4 protein-coding genes are annotated in these 20,716 nt (G+C 74.1%); 1 reads left to right on the forward strand and 3 read right to left on the reverse strand.

Annotated elements, in window-relative coordinates:
* The first annotated feature begins 265 nt into the window (after positions 1-265).
* The gene (locus G3I54_RS04890; protein WP_203685509.1) at positions 266-2,146 is read left to right on the forward strand and encodes an alkyl sulfatase dimerization domain-containing protein; all 1,881 of its coding nucleotides are present in this window, start codon (positions 266-268) and stop codon (positions 2,144-2,146) included.
* A 22-nt stretch (positions 2,147-2,168) separates the two neighbouring features.
* On the opposite strand, the gene G3I54_RS04895 is transcribed toward G3I54_RS04890, so the two are convergent.
* From G3I54_RS04895 to G3I54_RS04905, 3 genes are all read right to left on the reverse strand, one after another.
* The gene (locus G3I54_RS04895) at positions 2,169-19,685 is read right to left on the reverse strand and encodes a hypothetical protein (RefSeq protein ID WP_164611497.1); all 17,517 of its coding nucleotides are present in this window, start codon (positions 19,683-19,685) and stop codon (positions 2,169-2,171) included.
* 114 nt (positions 19,686-19,799) lie between these two features.
* A complete protein-coding gene (locus tag G3I54_RS04900) occupies positions 19,800-20,168 on the reverse strand; it encodes a hypothetical protein (RefSeq protein ID WP_164611456.1) in 369 nt (122 codons plus the stop codon).
* 3 nt (positions 20,169-20,171) lie between these two features.
* Positions 20,172-20,630 (reverse strand): YbaB/EbfC family nucleoid-associated protein, encoded by a 459-nt coding sequence (locus tag G3I54_RS04905; protein WP_164611458.1) that lies wholly within the window; start codon positions 20,628-20,630, stop codon positions 20,172-20,174.
* Positions 20,631-20,716: the final 86 nt, after the last annotated feature.

The following is a 20,716-nucleotide window of genomic DNA, read 5'->3' on the forward strand; positions in this document are numbered from 1 at the left end:
AGGCCGCACCGGTCACGACATGCGGCTTCGGCGCCGCGGTGAACGGTATGCGGGCTTCGGGGCTCCGGCCTCTGAGCCGGATCGTCGTCGAGGCCAGGAGGCTTTGCGCTCCTCGGTGCGCTCGGTCGCGGGAAGGCGCCTGGTCCGTTCGGAGTACTCCCGTTGGCAAGGGGGTGACGCCGCGGCAAGGGTGACGGGCAGGGCCGCCGGCGGGCTGCCGCAGTCCGACGCGAGGGAGCGCACCATGTCCGGTCACCCGCAGTCCATGTCAGCTCGGCCTGCGATCCGTCAGGCCAACGAAGCGGTGCTGAGCCGGTTCCCGTTCGATGACACCCAGGACATGGACGACGCGCGGCACGGCTTCATGGGAACGGCTCCGCGCAGCGAGATCAGCACGGCCGACGGCCGGGTGGTCTGGGATCTCGACGCCTACGGCTTCCTCTCGCAGGACTGCCCGCCCACGGCGAACCCGAGCCTGTGGCGGCAGAGCCGCCTGGTCGCCGACCACGGGCTGTTCGAGGTCGTGGAGGGCATCTACCAGATCCGCGGGTTCGACCTGTCGAACATGACGGTCGTCGAGGGCGAACGCGGCGTCCTGCTGATCGATCCGCTCATCTCCGCCGAGACCGCCGCGGCCGGCCTCGCTCTCTACCGCAGCCACCGCGGTGACCGACCGGTGACGGGCGTGCTGTACACGCACAGCCATGTCGACCACTTCGGCGGGGTGAAGGGCGTGGTCAGCGACGAGGACGTCGCCGCCGGGGTTCCGGTGATCGCGCCGGAGGGCTTCCTGGAGCACGCGGTGAGCGAGAACGTGTACGCGGGCACGGCGATGGCCCGCCGCGCCGCCTACATGTACGGGGCCGCCCTGCCGAAGGGCCCCCAGGGTCAGATCGGCGCGGGCCTGGGGCAGACCACGTCGACGGGCTCGGTCGGGCTGATCCCGCCGACGCTCGACATCACCCGCACCGGGCAGACCGAGACGGTCGACGGCATCCGGATGGTCTTCCAGCTCACCCCCGGTACGGAGGCCCCCTCCGAGCTGAACATCCACTTCCCCGACCACGCGGCACTGTGCCTCGCCGAGAACGCCACGCACAATCTGCACAACCTGTTGACCCTGCGCGGTGCGGAGGTCCGCGACCCGCGGGTCTGGGCCCGGTACCTGACCGAGGCCATCACCCTGTTCGGCGATGCCACGGACGTCGCGTTCGCCTCCCACCACTGGCCGGTACGGGGACGCGAAAGGGCGCTGGGGTTCCTCTCGGAACAGCGCGACCTGTACGCGTATCTGCACGACCAGACGCTGCGGATGATCAACCAGGGAATGACGCCGCTGGAGATCGCCGAGACGATCGAGATGCCTCCGGCGCTGGAGAAGGCCTGGCACACCCACGGCTACTACGGCTCCGTCAGCCACAACACCAAGGCCGTCTACCAGCGTTACATGGGCTGGTTCGACGGAAACCCCGCGCACCTGTGGGAGCACCCTCCCGTCGAAGCGGCGAAACGATACGTGGACTACATGGGCGGCGCCGACGAAGTGGTGCGCCGGGCGCGTGACGCGTTCGCCGAGGGCGACTTCCGCTGGGTGGTCCAGGTCGTCAACCACGTCGTCTTCTCGGACCCGGACCACGCGGAGGCGGTCGCTCTGCAGGCGGACGCCCTGGAGCAGTTGGGGTACGGCAGCGAGAACGGGACCTGGCGCAACTTCTTCCTGACAGGCGCTCTGGAGCTGCGCCGGGGTTCTGTCGGATCTCCGACCGTCACCACGTCCTCCGACTTCCTCAGCGCGCTCACGCTGGATCAGCTCTTCGACGCGCTGTGCATCCGGGTCGACGGCCCTCGCAGCTGGGACGCGGACATCACCGTGCGCTGGAACGTGAACGGCGCGGATCCCGTCACGCTACGGCTGTACAACGGCGTCCTGACCCACACCACCGGCGGCGGCCCGGCGGCGGCCGCACCGGACGTCGAGGTGACACTCGACGAGACGGACCTGCGGGCCGTCCTGCTGGGCCGACTCGCCCCGGGCGACCTCGCCGGACGCGCCACCGTCACCGTGACCGGCGACCTCGGCAGGATCACCGAACTCCTCGGCCATCTCAGCGACCCCGACCCGGACTTCGCCATCGTCACCCCCTGATCCGCCGGGCCGGTGACGGGCGTCACGGAGTTGACCGCCGGGAGCGGGGGTGGCCCGGGTCACGGGCGTCGAGCAGGGCCCGGGCGTGCTCGTCGGGGAAGAGGCCGTCCCGGGCGACGTGGTCGCGCAGCTCCTGCTCGGTGAGCGGGTGGACGTTCCAGTACCGGCCCCAGTTGTCCTGGTAGTCCAGTGCCGGGTCGTGGCCGGGAACGCCGTCGAGCGCCAACTGGGCGCCGCGCATCACCTCGTGGAACGAGTGGTGGCCCGCCGACAGCGAGGTGGCGATCATGCCGGCCCGGATCAGGCCGAGGTCCAGGTCGATCCCCCACCGGTCCCGCATCCGGGCGGCGTGTACCAGGAAACGGTAGGTCGAGCCCGCGGTGCCGGTCGCGACGAGGCCGCCCGAGTCCTCGGACAGCCCCTGGAAGACGGAGCTCATCGCGAGGTCGTACACCGAGGTGGCCGGCATCCAGGTGAGTCCGTGCGCGTTGACGGCGAACGGGCGCTCCGCCCGGCTCAACGGCGGGCGTACGTCGTCGGGGTGGGCCTGGACCGCCACGGCTCTCGTGGCCCGGGCGAGCGCTGCCTGCTTCTCCTGCGGGGAGAGGCCGTCGTCCAGCCTGAGCTCCTCGGCGAGGCGCTCCAGTTCGGCGCGGGCCTCCGCCTGTCGGCGGCTGGGCCGTTCCGCCTCGATCTCCGGGTTCGGGTCCTCGCGGCCGCCGAGCATCTCCGGCACCAGGTCGCTGGAGATGCCCTGGAACAGGAAGGTCACGAGCTCCCGCAGATGTCCGGTCCGCAGCACCTGCTGAAGTGCCGGCCTATCGGTGCCGACGGAGCCCGCCAGGCTCGGGTTCTCGCTGCCGAACGTGGCCAGGTGGCGCGGGAACTGCTGCCGCGCCCGCTCCCACGCGGCGCGGGCCATCTTCCGGAACTCCTCGGTCACCGCCGCGTTCTCGGCGAGGTGCTCGGCCAGTCGCCGTTCGAAGGCGGCGGACTCCTCGGCGTAGCGGATGCGGGCCTGGACCCACGCGGGCACCTCGACACCACGGTCGGGGCTCGTCGCCATGGACCGGCGAGACGTCCGGGATCCGCTCCGGCCGGGGAAGGTCGCGGGCTCCGCGGATTCGGCGGACCTGGCGGACCCGACGCGGCCGGTGCTCCCGGGCCGCTCGGACAGGGGGCCGGTGGCCGGGGCTGGGCCGGAGGTGGGGTGGGAGGCAGGGTCGGAGGTGGGGCGGGGCGGTGCGGGTGTCTCGGGCGCGGGCTCGGGCTCCGCTCCGAAGGGCTCCGGCACCGCTCCGAAGGGCTCGGGACGGCGGTCCAGGCGCGGGTTCGCAGCCTGGCGGTGGTCGTCGATGTCGACCGTCACCGTCCGCCCCCGGTCCGGGTCGGTGGCGCCGCGGACCCGCTTCGCGTCCTGGACGAGCCGGAAGTCGGCGAGCCTGACGTGCGGTCCTGGGGCGCCTTCCTGGAACGTCCTGAGCAGTCGGCCGAGCCGGTCGCCCAGCGCCTTGGCGACCGCCTCGGCCCGCTTGCCGCCGCTTGCCCGCGAACGGTTGCCGTGCCCGGTGACGGTGACCGTCGGCAGCGGCAGCCCGTTCGCCCGGTTCCACAGGCCCGCGCGGGCCAGCGACAGCGCCAGGGCGTTCAGGTTCTCGTCCGCGTCGGGCGACGGGGTGTGCTGCTGCTCCGCGAACCGTACGGTCCGCTGGTGCGGGCGCGGCACGTGGCCGTGCAGGACCACCGTGGTCAGCGGGTTGGAGACGGCGGGCGAACTCTCCGACAGCAGCGCCGCGTTGACCGCGTGCGCCGACTCCCCCGGGCGCTTGCTGTAGGCCCGGAAGAACCACCGGTCCTTGTCCTCCGCGACCGGTGCCGCCACCCGGACCGCGTCCCGGGCGCGGGCGCGGGCCCGGTCCACCTCGCGCTGTGCCGTCGCGTGCTCGGGGCGGTCCTCGGCGAAGTACCAGCGGACCTGCTCCGCCTCGTGGACGTCGGCCAGTGCCCGGGCGGCGCGCGCGAAGCCCTCCAGCCGGGCGATGTCCGACGCGTCCGCGCCGTCGCGCCGCGCCGCCTCGGCACGCCGGTCGGTCTCCTCGGCCAGCCGGCCGAGTTCGTCGGCGTCGTAGCGGTCGAGGTTGTCGTCGACGATGTCGTCGAGCCGGTCCGCCGGGATTGCGGTACGGGAGTGGGTCTCGTTCTCCAGAGTGATCTGGTGGGTGCCGTCCTCACTGGCCAGCACCACCTGGGCGAAGTGGTACGGGGCGTGCGGGCCGACCCGGTCGCCGGGCTTGGCGTGGTTGTGGGTGAACAACTGGGCGCCGCCATTGTTCGTGGTGCTGACCGACTGGATCAGATAGCCCTCGCCGACCTCCGCCCAGGCGAACTGGTTGACCCCGGTGTGCGCCGCTGCCGTGTTCAGCGGCCCGCGCAGCGTGTTGTCCGGTGTGTGGCTCAGGGCCCGGCCATAGGTCTCGCCCGGGGTGGGCGCGCCCACCACGCCACCGGTGAAGCGTGGGTCCGAGCCCGCCCGGCGGGCCGCCCAGTCAGGGGTGACGCCGGTGGCGGGACGGGTACCGCGGGCGACCTCCGTCAGCGCCTGGGCCAGGTGGTGGGTGCCGGTGACCTCCCTGCCGTGCAGTCCGTTGACCGGTGCCGTGGCGACGGCGCCGTCCGGGCCGCGGAAGGCGATGTGGGAGAGCGGCGCGGCCTCGACCCCGGCGACCATCCGGGCGAAGTCCCGGGTGAAGGCGTGCTCGGAGGCACCGGACGCGGTCAGGAACCGTGGCTCCACCCGGAACAGCGGCTCGCCCGTCGAGCCGTCCTCCCGGGTCAGCAGCACGCTGACCGAGGTGTCGGCCACCAGCCTCACCCCGGCGCCGGTCGCGGCCAGTCGCGCGGAGGACCGCTCGATCGCCGCCCGGGTCGCGTACACCTGCCTGCTCCGGCCGGTGGTGTCGTCGCCGGCCGAGTGCAGGGCGAGCGTCCGGTCCGCGGAGATGTGCAGCGGCGGCCGGTCGGCGGCGCGGACGGTGTCCTGATCCTGGTGCGGCAGGACCAGGGCGGGCCCGTCGGCCCCGTCCTCGGCCCGGACCTCGCCGACCGCCGGGGGCCGCGGCCGGGTGAACAGCACCCCGGCGCCGTCCTCGTCGACCACCCGGTAGTCGCGGGTGATCAGGGGCCGGGCGCGCAGGGCGTCGATCCGGCGTTCCCACTGGGCCTGATCGGCGAGCCGGTCGAACTCCGCGTCCCCGTCACTGGTGGAGCCGCTGTCGCTCTCGGAGTCGGTGTCGGTCTCGCCGTCGCTGCTGTCGTCGCGGGCACCGGTCAGGCCGCGGTCCTGCGGGGGCGGCGGGGAGGCCCAGGCCGGACCGGTGTCCCCCGGGCTCCGGTGCACCACCAGGCGGCGGTCTCCCGTGGTGGGGTCGGTGGCCGCCTCGGCCGCGCCCAGCGGGTACCAGACGGGGCGGGCCGTCGTACCGGAGACCAGGTCCGCGACCCGTGCGGCGAACGCCTCGGGAAGCACCAGGACGATGTCCGCGCCGCGCGGTCGCCGGGAGTCGTACGAGATGATCCGGGCCAGCTCCACGGCGTCGCGGACCACGAAGGTCCGCCACGGCGTGACGATCTCGACGCCCCCGCCGTCGGCCTCCTCGGCCACGATCACGTACGGGCCGGTCCACGGCGCGGGCTGTCGGGCGACGCCGCCGGAGCGCTCGGCGAGGTAGGAGTCCAGCTCCGGCGGGCGGGTGCCCGTCCCGGTGAAGTCCCGTCCGGCCGGGCTGCTTTCGGCGGTGCGCAGCAGGGTGTCCTCGGCCAGGGCGTCCCGCCGGGTCTCGATCTGGCGGTCGATGAAGTACGCGGCGAGGTCCTCGGCGCTCTCCAGGTCGTCCGAGGACGCCTCCAGCGCCAACGCCCCGAGATCCAGCACGTCCTGGGCGCCCACCCGGGCCCGGTCCGGCAGATGCAGGACGTCGTGGGTGAGGTCGGCCAGTCCGGCGCGCGGTGGACGGTCGCCCGCCGCCTGCTCGACCAGCGCGTACAGCGCCTCGGAGGTCTCCTGGAGCCGGGCGCGCGGAGCCCTGCTCCACTGCGGGCCGAACACCGTGCTCAGCCACCGCGGGTCGGCCCAGGCCGGAGGGCCGTCCTCGTCCTCGGAGTCGGTGTCGGTGTCGCCGTCGGTGTCGTCCCCGGAGGCCGGGCCCCCGTAGGGCCGGGGCTCCGCTCCGGAGAACGTGCTCAGTTCGTACGCCTCTTCCTCGCCCGGCAGCCCGGGGTGGTCGCTGCTGGGCGGGGGCTTCTGCTCGGAGCCGTTCGCGTCCGGTGTCTTGCTCTCCGCCGCCCTCGTGTCCGGTGTCTTCGTGTCCGGTGTCTTCGTCTCCGTCGTCTTCGGCGCGGGCGCCGGGGAACGGAGCAGCAGCGGTACGAAGTCCCCGCCCCGGCGGCGGAGTCGGAGGGTGGGGCCGTCGGCGGCGGGGCCCGCGTACGTGTGCGGGGTGCCGTTCTCCTCGACCAGGATGACGTTCGCGCCGGTCGCGGCCGCGGCCCACTCGGCCACCGCGCGGTCGGCGTCCGGGCCCCACGGCGCCTCGGCCAGGTGGCGGCGCAGGTGGCCGTCCCGGGCTTCCCGGCTCGGCGCGGGCGCGCCCTGCCGGACGTGGAGGGGCGGGGGCGTGAAGAGCGTGTCGCGCTCCGCCTGGTTGCCGGGCAGTCCGTTCAGGCGCATCAGCTGGGCGGGCGACGCTCCGGCGCGGGTGCGCAGCCGCGCGGCCTCCTGGCGGTCCAGGCCGGGCTGCGCGGCGGCCTGGTTCAAGGCCGCGGAGAGCGCGCCGAAGAAGCCGTTGCCCCGGCCGACGGGGGCGCCTTGGGTGTAGGTCGCGCCGTCGGGGGCGGTGAGCACGCCGTCCCGGTCCAGGCTGAAGCGCGGGCCGGTGGCGTCGGCGGGCGGCAGCCAGGGGGCGGTGGCGTGGCTGCGGTGCGTGGCGGGCTTCGCGGACGTCGTCGCCGTGGACGCGCTCGTGGTGCCCACCGTCGCCTCGGCCGTGGTCGTCGTGCCCGTCGTTGAAGTCGTCGTACTTGTCGTCGTGCTTGTCGTCGTGGGCGTCGGTAGCGGCGTCGTGACCGGGGGCGTGGTCCCGGGCGGAAGCGTGGCGTGGAAGAAGCCCTCCTCGGCGAGGAGCACCGGGTCGGTGGCCGCGTCGACCGCCGCCGGATCCGCGCCGTGCGGGAGGAAGAGCTGCTGCCGGCCCTCCCCCGTCACCACCGTCAGCGGGGTGCCCAGGACCCGGGCGGCGAGCGCGGGCAGCAGGTCGGCGCCGCCGTGGTCGCCCGCGCGGCGCTCGGGCGGGGCCGGTTCTCCGGCGTCCCGGTCCGTCGTGTCCGCTGCCGACGGCTCGGCCGCGAACGGGCGGGACAGGGCGGCGGTGGCCAGCGCGACCCGCTGTTCGGGCGTCGGCCAGAACGTCTGCGGGAGGCGGCCGAGTGCGTCGAACTCCGCCTGCTGCGCGGCCGTCAACACCACACCCGCGTAGTCGAGTTCGGCCTGCGTGAAGGTGTCCGCGGCGTCCAGGGCGAGGGCGTCGAGCAGGTCCTCGTTGCCGTCGTCGGCCAGTGCCCAGGCGAGGCGGTCGCGCGCGGCGGCGATGGCCTCGGCCGTGACCGCCGGATCACCGGGGCCGGCCGCGAACCGGTCGGCGAGGCCGGTGCCGAGGAGGTGGGGAAGGCGTCCGCGGTCCTGGGCGACGGCGAGCAGCGCGTGGAAGAAGGAGGCTCCGTCGTGCGGCACGGCGTGCACCTCGCGCACCGTGGCGCCGTCCGGCGAGGTGAGGGTACGGGGCGCTGTCCCGGTGGACTCAGCGCTCTCGGCGGTCCCGGTGATCTTGTACGGTTCCGGCGCCTCGGAGCGCCAGTCGGGGGCCGTGTACGCCTGCGGCAGATCCTTCACCGAGGCGGAGGCCGAACCCTGGTGATGGGCGGTGAGGCGGGTCGCGGCGAGGTGCAGGCGGTGGTGGTCCGCGGCTGCCGCGTCGGTGCGCCGCCCCCAGCCGCGTACCTCTTCACGGGCCGCCTGCCAGGCGGTGACGGCCGGGGACTGCGCCACGGCCCGGGGCAGGACGGTCGCCCGGTCGGGGTCGCCGTCGCCGAGCGCGGCCTGTTCGTCGGCGCTCAGGTCGAGCCAGGTCTCGCGGGCCTTCGCGCGGGCGTCGTAGTAGTTCTTCTCGGCGGCGGCGAGATCGGCCGCCGCCTTGGCCTGGTCGTCCCAGGCCGTGCGGGCCTCGTCGGGGAACGTGGTGTCGTCCAGGAGGCCGTGGTCGCGGGCGATGTCCTCGCGCAGCCAGACCAGGGCGGTGGTCTCGGCCTCGGCGGCGCGCGGGCCCCGCCGGGGCTTGCCGAGCGCCTGCAGTGGGCGGCTGTCGGTGACCCGGTGGTCCACCTCGGCGACCGACAGCCAGCTGACCGGCACCGCGAAGAGCATGCTGCGGTCGGTGACGACCTTGAGGTGGGTGCCGAGGGTGGTATCCGTGGCGCCCTTGAGCGTGGTGCCGTCGTTCGCGCCGCCGATCGGGACCGTGACCCCGGGGTTGATCACACCCGCGTTGCTGTTGCCCGCCAGCGGTGATGTGCTCGCCGCCGCCTCGGTGTTGTCGGTGATGCCGGCCTCCAGCGTGTCGGAGGTCTTGTTCCGTTGCATGGCCTCCATGCGCGGCTTGTTCTCCACCGCGAGGAGGCGGGCGCCCCGGCGGTGCATCTTGGCGTAGAGGCGGGAGTCGGCGGTGTGGGACTGGCCGAGGAGGCGGGCGGAGGACTGGGTGGGCAGCGGCGAGCCGTTCGCACCGAGCGCCTCGCGGAAACCCGCGGTCAGGCCGACCTGGCTGGTGGCCTCCTGCTGGGCCTGGGCGGGCGCGGTGCCGAGGCCGGTGAGCGGGGTGTGGCGGGCCATCCGTACGCGTTCGGCGAGCGACGTTCCCGTATGCCGCTCGCCGAGGTCGCTGTCACCGGGGAAGCCGTCCGCGCGGGCGGTGGCGAGGGTCAGGGCGTCCTGCACATTGGCCGCGCCCACGATGTCCACGGCGAGGATGCCGGAGCCGATCAGATCGTCGAAGGGCAGGATGTCCGGGTCGGGGGCGCCCGTGCCCCTGTCCGTCGTGCGCCACTCCGCGATGCCCTCCGGGCGTGCCTGATGTGCCGTCAACACCCGTACCGCACGCTCCGGTTCGGGTACGTCCTGTTCGGTGATCGCACCGTCGGCGCCGTCGCCCTCCGGGGTGAGCAGGCTCGTCGGGAGCATCTCGTTCAGGCTGCCGACGGGGGCGGTGGCGCCGAGGCCGAGCGGTCGGCCGGTCGCGTCCGTCATGGTGACGGTCAGGGTGTACGTGGTGACGATCTCGGTGTGCGTCTGGGTGGTGGCGATGTTCGGCATCGCGGTGCTGCCGGTCGCCTCGGTCCGGGTGCTCGACCGCTGCCCGGCCGCGGTGCCCTGGAGGGCGGGGTTGGCGAGGAGGACGCCGCTGTCCGCCGCGCGCTGGCCCACGCTGAGCGTCGCATCGCCGCCCCGGTCCTGGGAGGCGCCGTCGGCGTCGTCGCGGGCGGTGTTGCGGTAGTCCTCCAGCTCGAAGCCGGTACGCAGCCGCTCCACGGTGGTCGTGACCGGGGTCAGCGTGAACCGGAGCTGCCCGGGGCTGCCGCCGACCGGCAGGTGGTGCGGGCTCGACCAGGCCCGGTAGCGGACCGGCAGGCTCATCCCGTCGGTCGTCAGCTCGTGCACATGGGAGCGGAGGAAGTCCGGGGAGAGGCGCTGGAGGGCCTGCTCCCGGTCGTGCGAGGGGACGCCTATCCGCTCCAGCCGCCCCATCAGCTGCTGCGCCGCCCCACTCGCGTCGAGCCGGCCGCTGGGGTGCGTGGGGAAGCGGCGGCCCCGCAGGAAGGGCGGCAGCCGGTAGCCGCCGCCGAGGTTGCGCGGCGTGGTGGCGCCCAGTCCGTCCGGGGCGAGCCCGGCCTCGATGGCGTCCTGCATCGGCAGGTGGAACATCACCGCGTCCCGGATGCGCTGGAGCGCGGCGGCGGCCCGGCGCGGGGCGAGGCCGCGCCCGAGCCGCCCGGACATCCGCCCGGCCAGGGCGCTGATCCCGGCCCCGGCGCGGGTGCCGACCGCGCCCATCGCGGCCGTCCAGCGGTCCCGTACGGCGACGGTCTCGGCGGCGTCCGCGACGACCAGATACATCCGCCCGGCGTAGGTGAGGGTGGTGTTACGCCCCCGGGTGAGGGTCTGCGAGACGCTGCGGCCCTTGCCCCAGGCGTACTGGAGGGCGGTCGCGTACGAGCCGATCACCGCCGGCCGGCCGGGCGCCTGCTGCAACGGCATGGCGGCGCCCTGGAGTCCGAGGGTGGTACGGGAGCCGCTGCCGGAACTCCCGGCGATGCGGTGCTCGTTGCCGATCGTGGCTTCCAGGGTGCCCGGCTTCGGGTCGCTCCTGACCCGCAGGTTGCTGAGTTCGCCCCGAACGGCGGCCTTCAGATAGTGGGTGGAGAGCGGGCCCGCACCGGTGAGCCCGGTGATGCGGGAGCCGAACGGGCCGAGGTACTGGCCGAGTTGTCCGGCGATGCTGAGGTTCACCATCGCCCGGCGCAGGGCGGTGCGCACCGGAGCTCCGGGGGCGGCGACGTGCCAGGAGTCGCCCGTCGCACGGTCGGCGGTGTCCTGGACGAGCTGCTGGCGCTCCCGGCCGCCCTCGGTGCTGAGCACCACGTGCGGGGCGCTGAGCAGCCTGCCGACGAGCTGCCGGTCGGCCGCGCTCGTCCGGGGCAACGGACGGGTTCCGTCGAGGAGTTGGTCCGCCTCGGTGGAGGAGAGCGGCCGGGGTGCGGGGGCCGGGGGCGGCGGCGGTGTCGGGCCGGTGGCCGGAGGGTCGGCGGGGGCATGGCGTTCGGAGCCGTGGGACGCGGGCACGGCCAGCTCCACGCGGCCGACGGTCTCGCTCCCCCGGCTGAACAGCGGACGTTCCGCGACCTTGCTGACGAAGACGCCCGCACCCAGCACGCCCACCGAGAGGAGCCGGGTCCAGCCGCGCGGGCGGCGGTGGCCTTCGAAGGTGGCGCCCAGCTCCACCTGGTAGCTGTAGAGATCGGCGCCGTTCTGGAAGGCCAGCTGGTCGTGGGCGACCGCGACAGTGTTCCGGGTGGCCTTCGTGTCGGTCTTCGCGTAGCGGGCGCCGAGGGCCACGTTGCCGGTCTGGCGCGGCACCCCGGCCTCCGGCGCCTTGTCGTGGTCGCGCGGCGAGATGCCCAGCTCCACACCGGCGGAGAGGGTGGTGGAGTCCTGCTGCCCCTGGCCGGAGACCTCGGTGCCGATCACCCCGTTGCGCAGCGAGCGTTCGCTCAGGGTGGTCTCGAACCGCCGGTCGGTGAGCCGGGCCCGCAGGATGAGGGTGTGGTGGCCGCGGCGCACCTTGCCGTCCTCGGTGAGGGTGACCGGGATCCCGGTGGTGGTGAGGTCGTCCAGGCTCTGCGCGAGGGTGGGCCGGTTCAGCGCCTCGCGCACCTGCCGGTCGTTGTGCAGGGCGGTCCGCATCCGCCCGTCCCCGTACCAGAGCTTGGCCAGCCGCGGGTGCCGCAGCATCAGCGGCGGGACGAAGAGCGAGGGGTACGCGCGGTGGAGCGTGTCCAGGACCGTGTCGGCGAAGGCCCGCAGGGGGTCCTGGGGAGGAGGCGCGGGGGCGAGTGCGGGCGCGGGCACCGGGGCGGGCGGCTGCTGGTTCTGGCTCGGCGGGGCAGGGGGCTGCTGATTCTGGTTCGGCGGGGCGGGCGGCTGCTGGGTCTGGTTCTGGTTCGGCGGGGCAGGGGGCTGCTGGTTCTGCTGGGCGGGGGGTCGCTGGTCGGGGCGGAAGCCCTCCGCGCGGACCTGGCCGCTCAGGTGCACCGGGTCCTCCCGGGTGAGGTACCACGGCACCGGCGGCTCGGCGTCCGGGTTCGGTCCCGCCGCACCGGGCGTACGGCTGTCCCAGCCCGCGAGCCGGCGCGCGTCCTGGGTGGAGATCCAGTCCAGGCTGACCACCCGGACCGGGCGGGCGGCGGACGCGGGTTCGCCGGCCGCCCGCACCATCAGGGTCCGCTCCACGCGGTAGAGCGCGAGCGGGTGGTTGCGGACGCGGCCGGTGGTCTTGCGGGCCGCGTCGACGCCGAGGTAGTGGCCCCGTCCGGTGCTGAGGTCGGTGCGGACCATCGGGCCGCCCTGGAGGCGTACGTCGGTCTCCGGGCCGATGAGGGTGTAGTTCGGCCCGGCGGTGACCTGGACGCCGAGGCGGGTGTCACGGAGGTGGGCGCGCTGGTTCTGGTAGGTGGTCTGGGTGAGGTCGCGCACCTCCGACTTGACCGACTCCGTGACCAGGGTGGCCCGGTGCGGGACCGACCGCTCGACGATCAGGTGCCCGAGCGGGTGCTGACCGCTGCCCCGGGTCAGCTCGGGCCCGCTGACCGGTCCGGCGAACCGCCCGAACAGGCCGAGCAGCCGTCCGGGCCGGACGTAGGAGACCAGTGTGCGGTGGGCCGAACTTCCGGGCCGGGCACCGGAGATGGCGAGCGCCACGTCCTCCGGCGGGTCCGTCAGGTGCAGGGCGGTGGTGTCGGTGATCCGCGGCTCGACACCGTCCGGGAAGGTGAGCGTCTCCGGTGCCCGGCGGGGCCCGTTGAAGGGCACCGTCAGATCGTCCGGCAGCCGCCAGCTCAGCCCGTCCCGCAGGGCGAACCCCGCCGTGTGCACAGGGCTGCGCAGCCAACGAGGGGCGGTGGCGGGCGCGGTGGCGCCCCGGCCGGTGGTGCCGGTCGCCTCGGTGACGCGCTCCACCCGCACCCGGTAGTGGACGTCGTCCAGGTGCAGATGCGAACCGTCCAGGCCCCGGTACTCGGACTGGTGGTACGCCTGGGTGCCCAGGGTGTAGTCGGTCCGGCGGCTCCAGCCCAGCGAAACCCCTATCTTCAGCAGCCAGTTGAGCGGCGGGCCCATGCCCAGCGCACCGGCGATCCGCCGCCCGACGCCGACGCTGCGCCCACCGCCCGTACCGGCCTGGCCGCGTCGCATGGTGTCCACCCGGACCGTGGAGCCGTTGACGTCGGAGAACCTTTCCCAACGGTGGTACGGAACGGCCTCGACGGTCATCTCGTGGCCGACCCCGGACTTCTCCCGGCCCACGAAACGGGCGCCCCGCGGGGCGGTGAAGGCGCCGGGCTGGTCGGTCAGCAGGCGCAGCAGCTCCGCCTCGTCGAACTGGGCGCGCAGCTTCTTCGGCAGCGTGCCGAGGATCTCCTGGGCCACCTGTTCGGGCGAGCGCAGGGTGAGGACGCCGACGCCGTTCAGGAGCCCGGGCCGCGGGGTCCGGCGCGTACGGGCACCCGGCCCGTCGCCCCTCGGGTCGGCGTCCGGGTTGATCAGGACGGCGGGCAGCCGGCTGCCGTCCTCGAAGGTGACGGTGCGCGGCGCCGGGCCCGGCGGCCGGGCGTCCTCGCCGGTCAGCAGGCGTGCCGGACGGTGCCGTTCGAGCTGGGTCTCCAGCGGTACGGGATCGCCCCGGTCCGGGCTCTCGGGGCCGGGCGCGTCCAGGTCGGTGATGCCGCCCATGCTCCGCAGCCACTGTCCGAAGACGTCGGATCCGGCTGGGTCCTGGGTGGCCGGCACCGGCGGGGCGGTCGGGGCGGAGGTGGGGGCGGGGATGGGGGTGGGCAGGGCCGTGGCCGGGACCAGGGCGTCGTAGTGGTCGGTGCCGTTGTAGGCCAGGCGCAGAATGCCGCCCCGGCCGCCCGGATTGAGGGGGGTGACGAAGGCGGGCGCCGGTGGCTGGGTGCTCCCCGGTACCGCCGGATCGGGCTGCACGAGCCGCAGATCGAGGTCGAGGGTGTGCGCCAGGGCCTGCGGGAGGACGTCGGCGAAGGGAGAGGCCCACAGCGCGGGCAGTTCGGCCGCCGCGAGGATCAGCCCCTCGGTGCCGAGCCGCCGCGCGTCGGCGGGGGTGGGCGCCACATCGGCGAGGTGCGGGTACCCGCTGTCCCGGAGCATCCGCCGCCAACGCCGCCCGTCGCCGCCGGTGACGACCGCCTGCGCGATCGCGTCCCAGCGCTGACCGATCCGGCTCTGCGCGCCCGGGTCCCGTACCCCGGCGAGGGCGGTCATCCGCAGGTCGTCGACGACGGCGAGCACCGGGTCCGGGGTCGCCTCGGCCGCCGTGGTGAGCAGTTCGGACCCGGTGAGCCGGTCGCGCAGCAGCTCGCGCAGCCGGGTGATGTCCCGCGCGGCCCACGCGGGCGGCACGTCCTGGCCGCGCGCGGTGTCGAGCAGCGCCCGGAAGAGGCAGTTCCCGCCGCCGGGAGTGTGCAGCCGCCGGAAAGTCAGGCCGTCCGCGCGCACGGTGTCGGCGGGGCCGGGCGTCGCGGCCTCCTTGCTGAGCAGGGTCAGATCCTCGGCGATGCTCTCCGGGCGGCTCGGCGCGGGCGCCAGGTCGGGCCTGCGGCGGGCCAGTTCGGCGGTGTCCTCGGGGTTGAGCGCCAGGTCGGACAGGGGCAGCGGGGTGTCGGAGAGCGACCAGGTGATCCGTGCGGCGGGCGCGTAGGCGAGGCCGCGTACATCGTCCGGCGAGACCAGGGCGTTCGGCGGGAGCTCGACGGGCGGCGGAGGCGGCGGGGGCAGCAGCGCGTCGAGGGTGGTGTCGGGCCCGGCGTCGGCCCGCAACTCGGCTGCCGCGCGCAGGAATGCGCGGTACTCGTCGGGGGTGGGGTCGGCTGTGCTGGCGGCGGTGTCGGCACCTGCGGGATCTGCCGTCGAACTGTCGACGGAGGCGCCGGGCGAACTGCCGACGGTGGCGGAGCCCGTCGAACTGCCGACCGTGGCGGCGCCTGTCGAACTGCCGACCGTGGCACCTGTCGCACCCGTCACGCCGCGCCGGTCGATGACCATGCGGCGCAGGAGATCCGGGGTCATCCGGCCGTCGCCGTAGCGGGCCGCGGTGCCCTGGTCGAGCCAGCGCAGACCGTCCACGTACGCGAGCCCCGCCAGCAACTCCTTGTTCCCCGGCTGCTGTTCGGCGTCCGTACCGAGGACGTCGCGCAGGGTACGGATCTGCTGGAGCGTACGGGCCCGGGCGAAGGCGTCGGCCGGGTCCGGTCCCGCGTGCAGGCCCGCGTCGCGTGCCAGCGCGTCCAGGTCCGCCCCGCCCGGCTCCGGGGTGAAGAGCCGCCACCGGCCCGGCCCGTCCGGGCCCTCGGTGAGCACCGCGCGTACGTTGCCGTCCCGGTCCTTGGCGGTGCCCGCCTCGGTGGTCGGCGCGTACACCTGGCGCCCGGTCCGGTTCGCCACGTGCTGGGCCACCGGCAGCCCGGCGATCTGCGGCTGCTGCCCGGTCTCGCAGGAGAACAGCACCAGCGGACGGTCCTGATCGCCGTCCTGCGCCCAGGACTTGAGGACCTCACCCAGCTGCACCCCGCTGACCTTCACCGTGGGGTGCGCGGCGTCGTTCGTGCCGAGCGTGACGGTACGAGGGGTGCCGTGGCCCGCGAAGTAGTCGGCGCCCCGCGCGGTGCCGGAGCCGGGGAGCGCGGTCGGCGGTCCGGTGAACACCGTACGAGGGGCGGGCGGCGCATCGGTGGGCCCCGGGGCTTCGGAGGAGGTGGTGCGGATGCCGCGGAAGGTGTCCTGGCCGAGCAGCGCCCGGCGGCCCGCGCTCAGCCCCGTACCGTCCTCGGCAGAGCTCTGCGAGATGGTCAACGTCTGCACCGCACGCCCGGGTCGGGGAGTGTTCGGCCCCTCCGGCACCCAGCGTCGCAGCTGCGCGAAGGGCACCGCGTGGCCGCTCAGCGTGGTGACGACGGGCCCGCCCTCGGGAGGCGTGGGGGTGGTGGTGTCTCCTCCGGTGGTGTCTCCTCCGGTGGTGTCGATGTCGCCGCGGCCCGACTCCAGGTGCGGGTCCGTGGCGGTCCGCTCCGGGGCCGGGCGGGGCCTGGCGGTGTCCAGGGCGCCGTTGCGGACCAGGGAGTCGACCATCTGCGGTACGGAGTGACCGCCTTGAAACAGGCTGTACATGTTGTCGGGCACGACGGGCCGGAAGCCCTGCTCCAGAAGGAGTTTGGGCAGCAGGACCTGGACGTTGGAGCGGAGGTTGCCGTCCTGGAATGGGTGGACGACGTGCAGCGCCCGGATGGTGCGGGCGATGGAGGCGAGCTTGGCGGCGTCGTCGGCGTCGGGCCGGCCGACCCGCGCGTAGTGCTGCTGGAACAGCGTGTCGACGAGGCCGGGGGCCGCGCCCTTCCGGTAGTTGGTCGCCAGCGAGGGGTTGCTGTGCATGAAGCGGGTCAGGATGGTGACCGGCCTGGGCGAGGGCAGCGGGTTGGCCCAGTTGTGCGTGGTCATGTCGTAGACCAGGGCCTGTTCCCCGATGCGCTCGTCGAACATGTCGCCGGCGAGCGCGTCACCCCGCAGCGGGAACTGGGTGGCCCCGCCTCCGGACCAGCCGATCGTCCGGCCGAGATGCCCGGTCGCCAGGCCGTGCATGGCCAGGTAGGCGGAGGAGTCCATGGGGGCCGCGACCGTGCCGGGGTCGCCCAGGAACTGGGTGTACGCCGCGACCATGCCCGCCTGGAAGCCCGGGGACCGGTCGTGGTCGTAGTAGGAGCCGGGGTCGTCGGGGAAGGCGGCCAGCGCGGCTTCGTGGTTCTTGGGGTCGATGTAGAACTTCCACCACTCGTTCTCCGGCAGGAAGTCCCGCAACGTCTCAGGCTGCCCCGGGCCCGCCTGATCCGTGGCGGGCCCGCCGGTGGCGGGGGCGGTGCTGGTGCCGAGGTCGGTGCCGGGGGCGGTGCTTTCGTTGTCGCGCCCCGACTCCAGGTGCAGATCGGTGGCCGTCTCGGTCCAGGGGCGGGACAGGGTGGCGAGCTTGGACGCGGCGGGGGTGTCGGTGGTCGTGGTGACGGGCAACGGCTTGGCGTCCGGGGCAACCTCGTTGCTGGTTACGGGAGTCGGCTCGCCCGAGAGCACCTTCACGGGGAGCGGGTCCGTGTCCGTTTCCGTGTCCCTCGCGGCGGGCTCGGTACCGACCGGTTCCGCGGTCGACGTCTCCCCGGCCGCGTCGTCGGTGTCGGGGGCAGCGGCGCTCTGTGTGGCGGGGCGCGAGGCCGGGGTGGTGGCAGCGCCGGGCGGTGAGGTGGCGGACGTGACGGGGGGCGGAGTCGTCGACGTGGCAGGCGGCGTGCCGGCGGACGTGACGGATGGCTGTGTCGCCGACGTGACGGGCGGCGAGGCGGGCGACGTTCCGGGCGGTGCGGCCGCGGACGCCACGGGCGGCGGAGTCGCCGACATGACCGGCGGCGCGCCGAGCGCGGTCGCGAGCGGGAGCAGCACGTCCGCGCCGGGGAACGCGGTCCCCCCGGCGCCCTCCACCGTCCCGGCGAGCCCCGGACCGGTGAGCGGACGGACCTGGACCGCGTCCCCGGGGCCGTCGCGGGTCAGCTCGACCGCGCCGCGTACGGGCTCCCCCGCCGCGTCCGGCGTGTCCGACGCGACCGGCGGGCCGAGCACCACGGCCCGGTCGACCCCGGCGCCGTCCAGCAACGCGGCCGCCTCCGGCGACCCCGTACCCGGCGGCGGCAGTTCCGAGACGACGACCGTCAGCGGAAGCGCCTCCGAGGTGGCGGTCCCGGGGCCTTCGACGACAGGCGAGGCTTCGGCCTGCCCGCCCCGCACGTCCGAGCCGCCGCCGACCTCGCGCACATCGCCCGACCCCATCGGCGCGTCCACCGTCACCGGCGTACCGAAGCCGCCCAGGGCCCTGCGGACCTCGTCGGCGTCCACCTGGGCGGCCGGGCTGTCCCCCGTGGGCACCACCCGGACCTCTGGGACCTGCGACAGGTTCGTGTGCAGGCCGTCGCGTACGCCGATCTCCGCGCTGTCGGGCGGCTGGGCCCCCCGTACGGCGGCAAGGTCCCGCAGCGCCTGCTCGCGTACCTCGGCGGGGCCCTGGTGGACCTGCTGCCAGAGCGCGTTCTCCGCTGCGGTCACGGGCAGCGGGCCCGGGGTGTACGGCGGCGGGTCGGCCGAGAAATAGGGCGGCGGGTCCTGCGACGCATAAGGCGAGGCGTAGGGCGGTGCATAGGGCGACCCGTCGGGCGGCGCATAGGGCGGCGGCGACTGGCTGCCGGTGAGGTCGCCCTGGCCGGTGGTCTGCTGCACGACCGGCGGAGGCGAGGAGAGCCCGGACCCGCCGCCGCCCGTGGTGTCCGTACGCGAGGGGCCGCCGCCCGCGCTGCGGTCGGATTCGTCGCCCGTGCCGCGCGTACCGGAGTCGCCGCCGCCGGAGACGGTGGGCGGCGGCTGGTTGCGCAACTTGTCCATGGCGTGGCGGAGTTCGGCGCCGCTGTTCAGGGCGGCCCCGGTGAGCGTGGACTCGACCCGGCTGCTGATGCCCGCGCCGAAGAAGGTGGTCCAGCTGGAGGACCAGTCGCCGTCGAAGGCCCCCTTGATCAGGATCTCCGCGACCACCTCGCCCGCTCCGGCGGCGAGGAAGTCGGCCGTTCCCTTGAGCCCGTAGTGCCCGGCCAGCGCGCCCGGCCGGTCCAGGTTGAAGCGCAGGATGCGGCTGTTGCGCCACAGCTCGGGGTTGTTCCGGAAGGAGAGCGGGCCGTCCCGGAAGGTGACGGGCGGCGGGTCGGGGGTGGGCGTGGGGCCGTTGCCGTTCGGGGTGGGGTCGGGGCGGTCCTTCGGGAAGTTGCCGCCGTCCGGGCCCGGCTTGGGGTTGGGGGTCGGGCCGTTGTTCTTCAGGTCGATGTCCGGGGTGTCCCGCGGGCGCGGGTTGGGGTTCTTGAAGTCGAGATCCGGGCCGTTCTTCAGGAAGTTGCCGTCGAAGCTCCGGACGATGTCCTTCGCGAACTTCTCGAAGACGCTCGTGAAGAAGCCCGCCGCCGCGCCGAACGCGGCGGCCTTGCCGATGTCGCTCCAGTCGATGGAGTCGGGGCGGCGGCCGTCCGGGGCGAAGTTCATCATCGCCAGCCGCACGGCGAAGGTGGTGAACGCCTCGGCGAACGCCTCCGTCAACGAGGGCGCCAGGTGCAGCCGCTGGAGCAGGTGGCTGAGCGTGGTGAGGATGAAGAAGCGGCTGCGGAGCTTGGCCATCATGATCTGGCTGGCCGAGGCGCCGCCGGTGAAGAAGGACATCGCCAGATAGATGGCGATCTCGATGAGCAGCCGGATGATCTCGGCGATGACCTGCCACTTGGACTCCATGATGTCCATGGAGGTCTTGCGCCGGCCTTCGGCGATCTTGTCGAGCTGTTCGGCGAAGTCGCGCAGGTAGTTCTTGCCGCCGTCGTCGACGAGCATGCCCATCGCCTTGCCGTACGACGTGGCGAGGTCGTCCGGCATGGACTCGCCGATGTCGTGGATCGACTTGTCGATCAGCGAGGACAGCCGCTCCAGTTTCCGCCCGAGGCCGGAGTAGGGCCGACGGCTCTCGAACGCGAGATCCTCGTCGGCGTCCATGAGCTTCTCCCCGGTGAGGATGAAGATCATGGCGTTGACCTCGGGCGATACCTGGATGCTCACCGGCGGCCGCCCCGGGGGCCGCGCGGGCAGGACCAAGCGGCCGCTCCCGATCGCGTACGGGAGCGGCCTGCGCTGCGCGGGTCAGCGGCGGCCATGCCCGCCCGGGCCGTCGAATCCGTCGGTTTCGAGGCGGCTGTTGCCGTGCTCTATCTCGTCGATGTTGCGGTCGCGGGTGTCCTTCATCATCCGGACGTTGCTGACGGTGGCGTCGGTGATGCCCACCAGTGCGTCGCGGATGGACAGCATGGTGTCCTTGGTGGTCTGCCGCTCCTTCTGCTCCTGCGGCTTGGCCTTCTCCGAGAACTCGCTGTTGGTGCCGGGCCAGCTGACCGTGGGCGCCAGCTCGTCGAGGAACTCCTCGGTCATGTTCCGGGTGAGCGTGCCGATCTCCTCCAGCTGCCGCGCCAGGGCCTCGATGCGCTGCGGGTCGACGTAGTAGCGCTGTCCCATCCGTCAGTCCTCCCCCTCGTCGCCCAGCGCGTCCCGCCACGCGGGGGTGGCCGGGCCGCCGCCCCGTGCCGAATCCTCGTCGTCCTCGCGCAGCACCTCGGGGCCGAAGATGCGCTCCCAGTCCAGCTCGAAGCCCTTCAGCTCCGGCACGTTGCTGCTGGGCTCGGCGAAGGGGGCCATCGCCTTCATCACATGCCGGTTCATCTTCAGGCGTGCCGCGCTCGCCGCCTCCAGGACGCTGGCGGCCAGCTCCTGCGGCGACATGTCGCGGTACTTGTTCTCCAGGAACTCGATCCCGGTCAGCTCGCCCTGCGGGCCGGCGGTGGCCCGGACCGCACGGTCGGAGGAGAGCACGGCGAACGACGCCGTCCGCAGCTCGCGCTCGGTGCGTGCGACCGCCTCCTGGGCCGCCTGCAGTTCGGCCATGGCCTTCTCCAGGCGCTTCTCCAGCGGTTCCGTCACTGCCCGCTCCCCTCCTTCTGCCTCGGTCCTCCCGTACGTACGGGAGGCGCTGAACCACTGCTGCCGACCTGCACATCCTGCCCGTC

Origin of the sequence: Streptomyces sp. SID14515, from assembly GCF_010548505.1 — a bacterium.
Classification (GTDB): Bacteria; Actinomycetota; Actinomycetes; order Streptomycetales; family Streptomycetaceae; genus Streptomyces; species Streptomyces caviscabies.

What these genes read in the sequence shown, in the direction of transcription:
- G3I54_RS04890 (WP_203685509.1), top strand. Translation starts at nt 266, where the DNA reads ATGTCAGCTCGGCCTGCGATCCGTCAGGCCAACGAAGCGGTGCTGAGC.
- G3I54_RS04895 (WP_164611497.1), bottom strand. Translation starts at nt 19,685, where the DNA reads ATGATCTTCATCCTCACCGGGGAGAAGCTCATGGACGCCGACGAGGAT.
- G3I54_RS04900 (WP_164611456.1), bottom strand. Translation starts at nt 20,168, where the DNA reads ATGGGACAGCGCTACTACGTCGACCCGCAGCGCATCGAGGCCCTGGCG.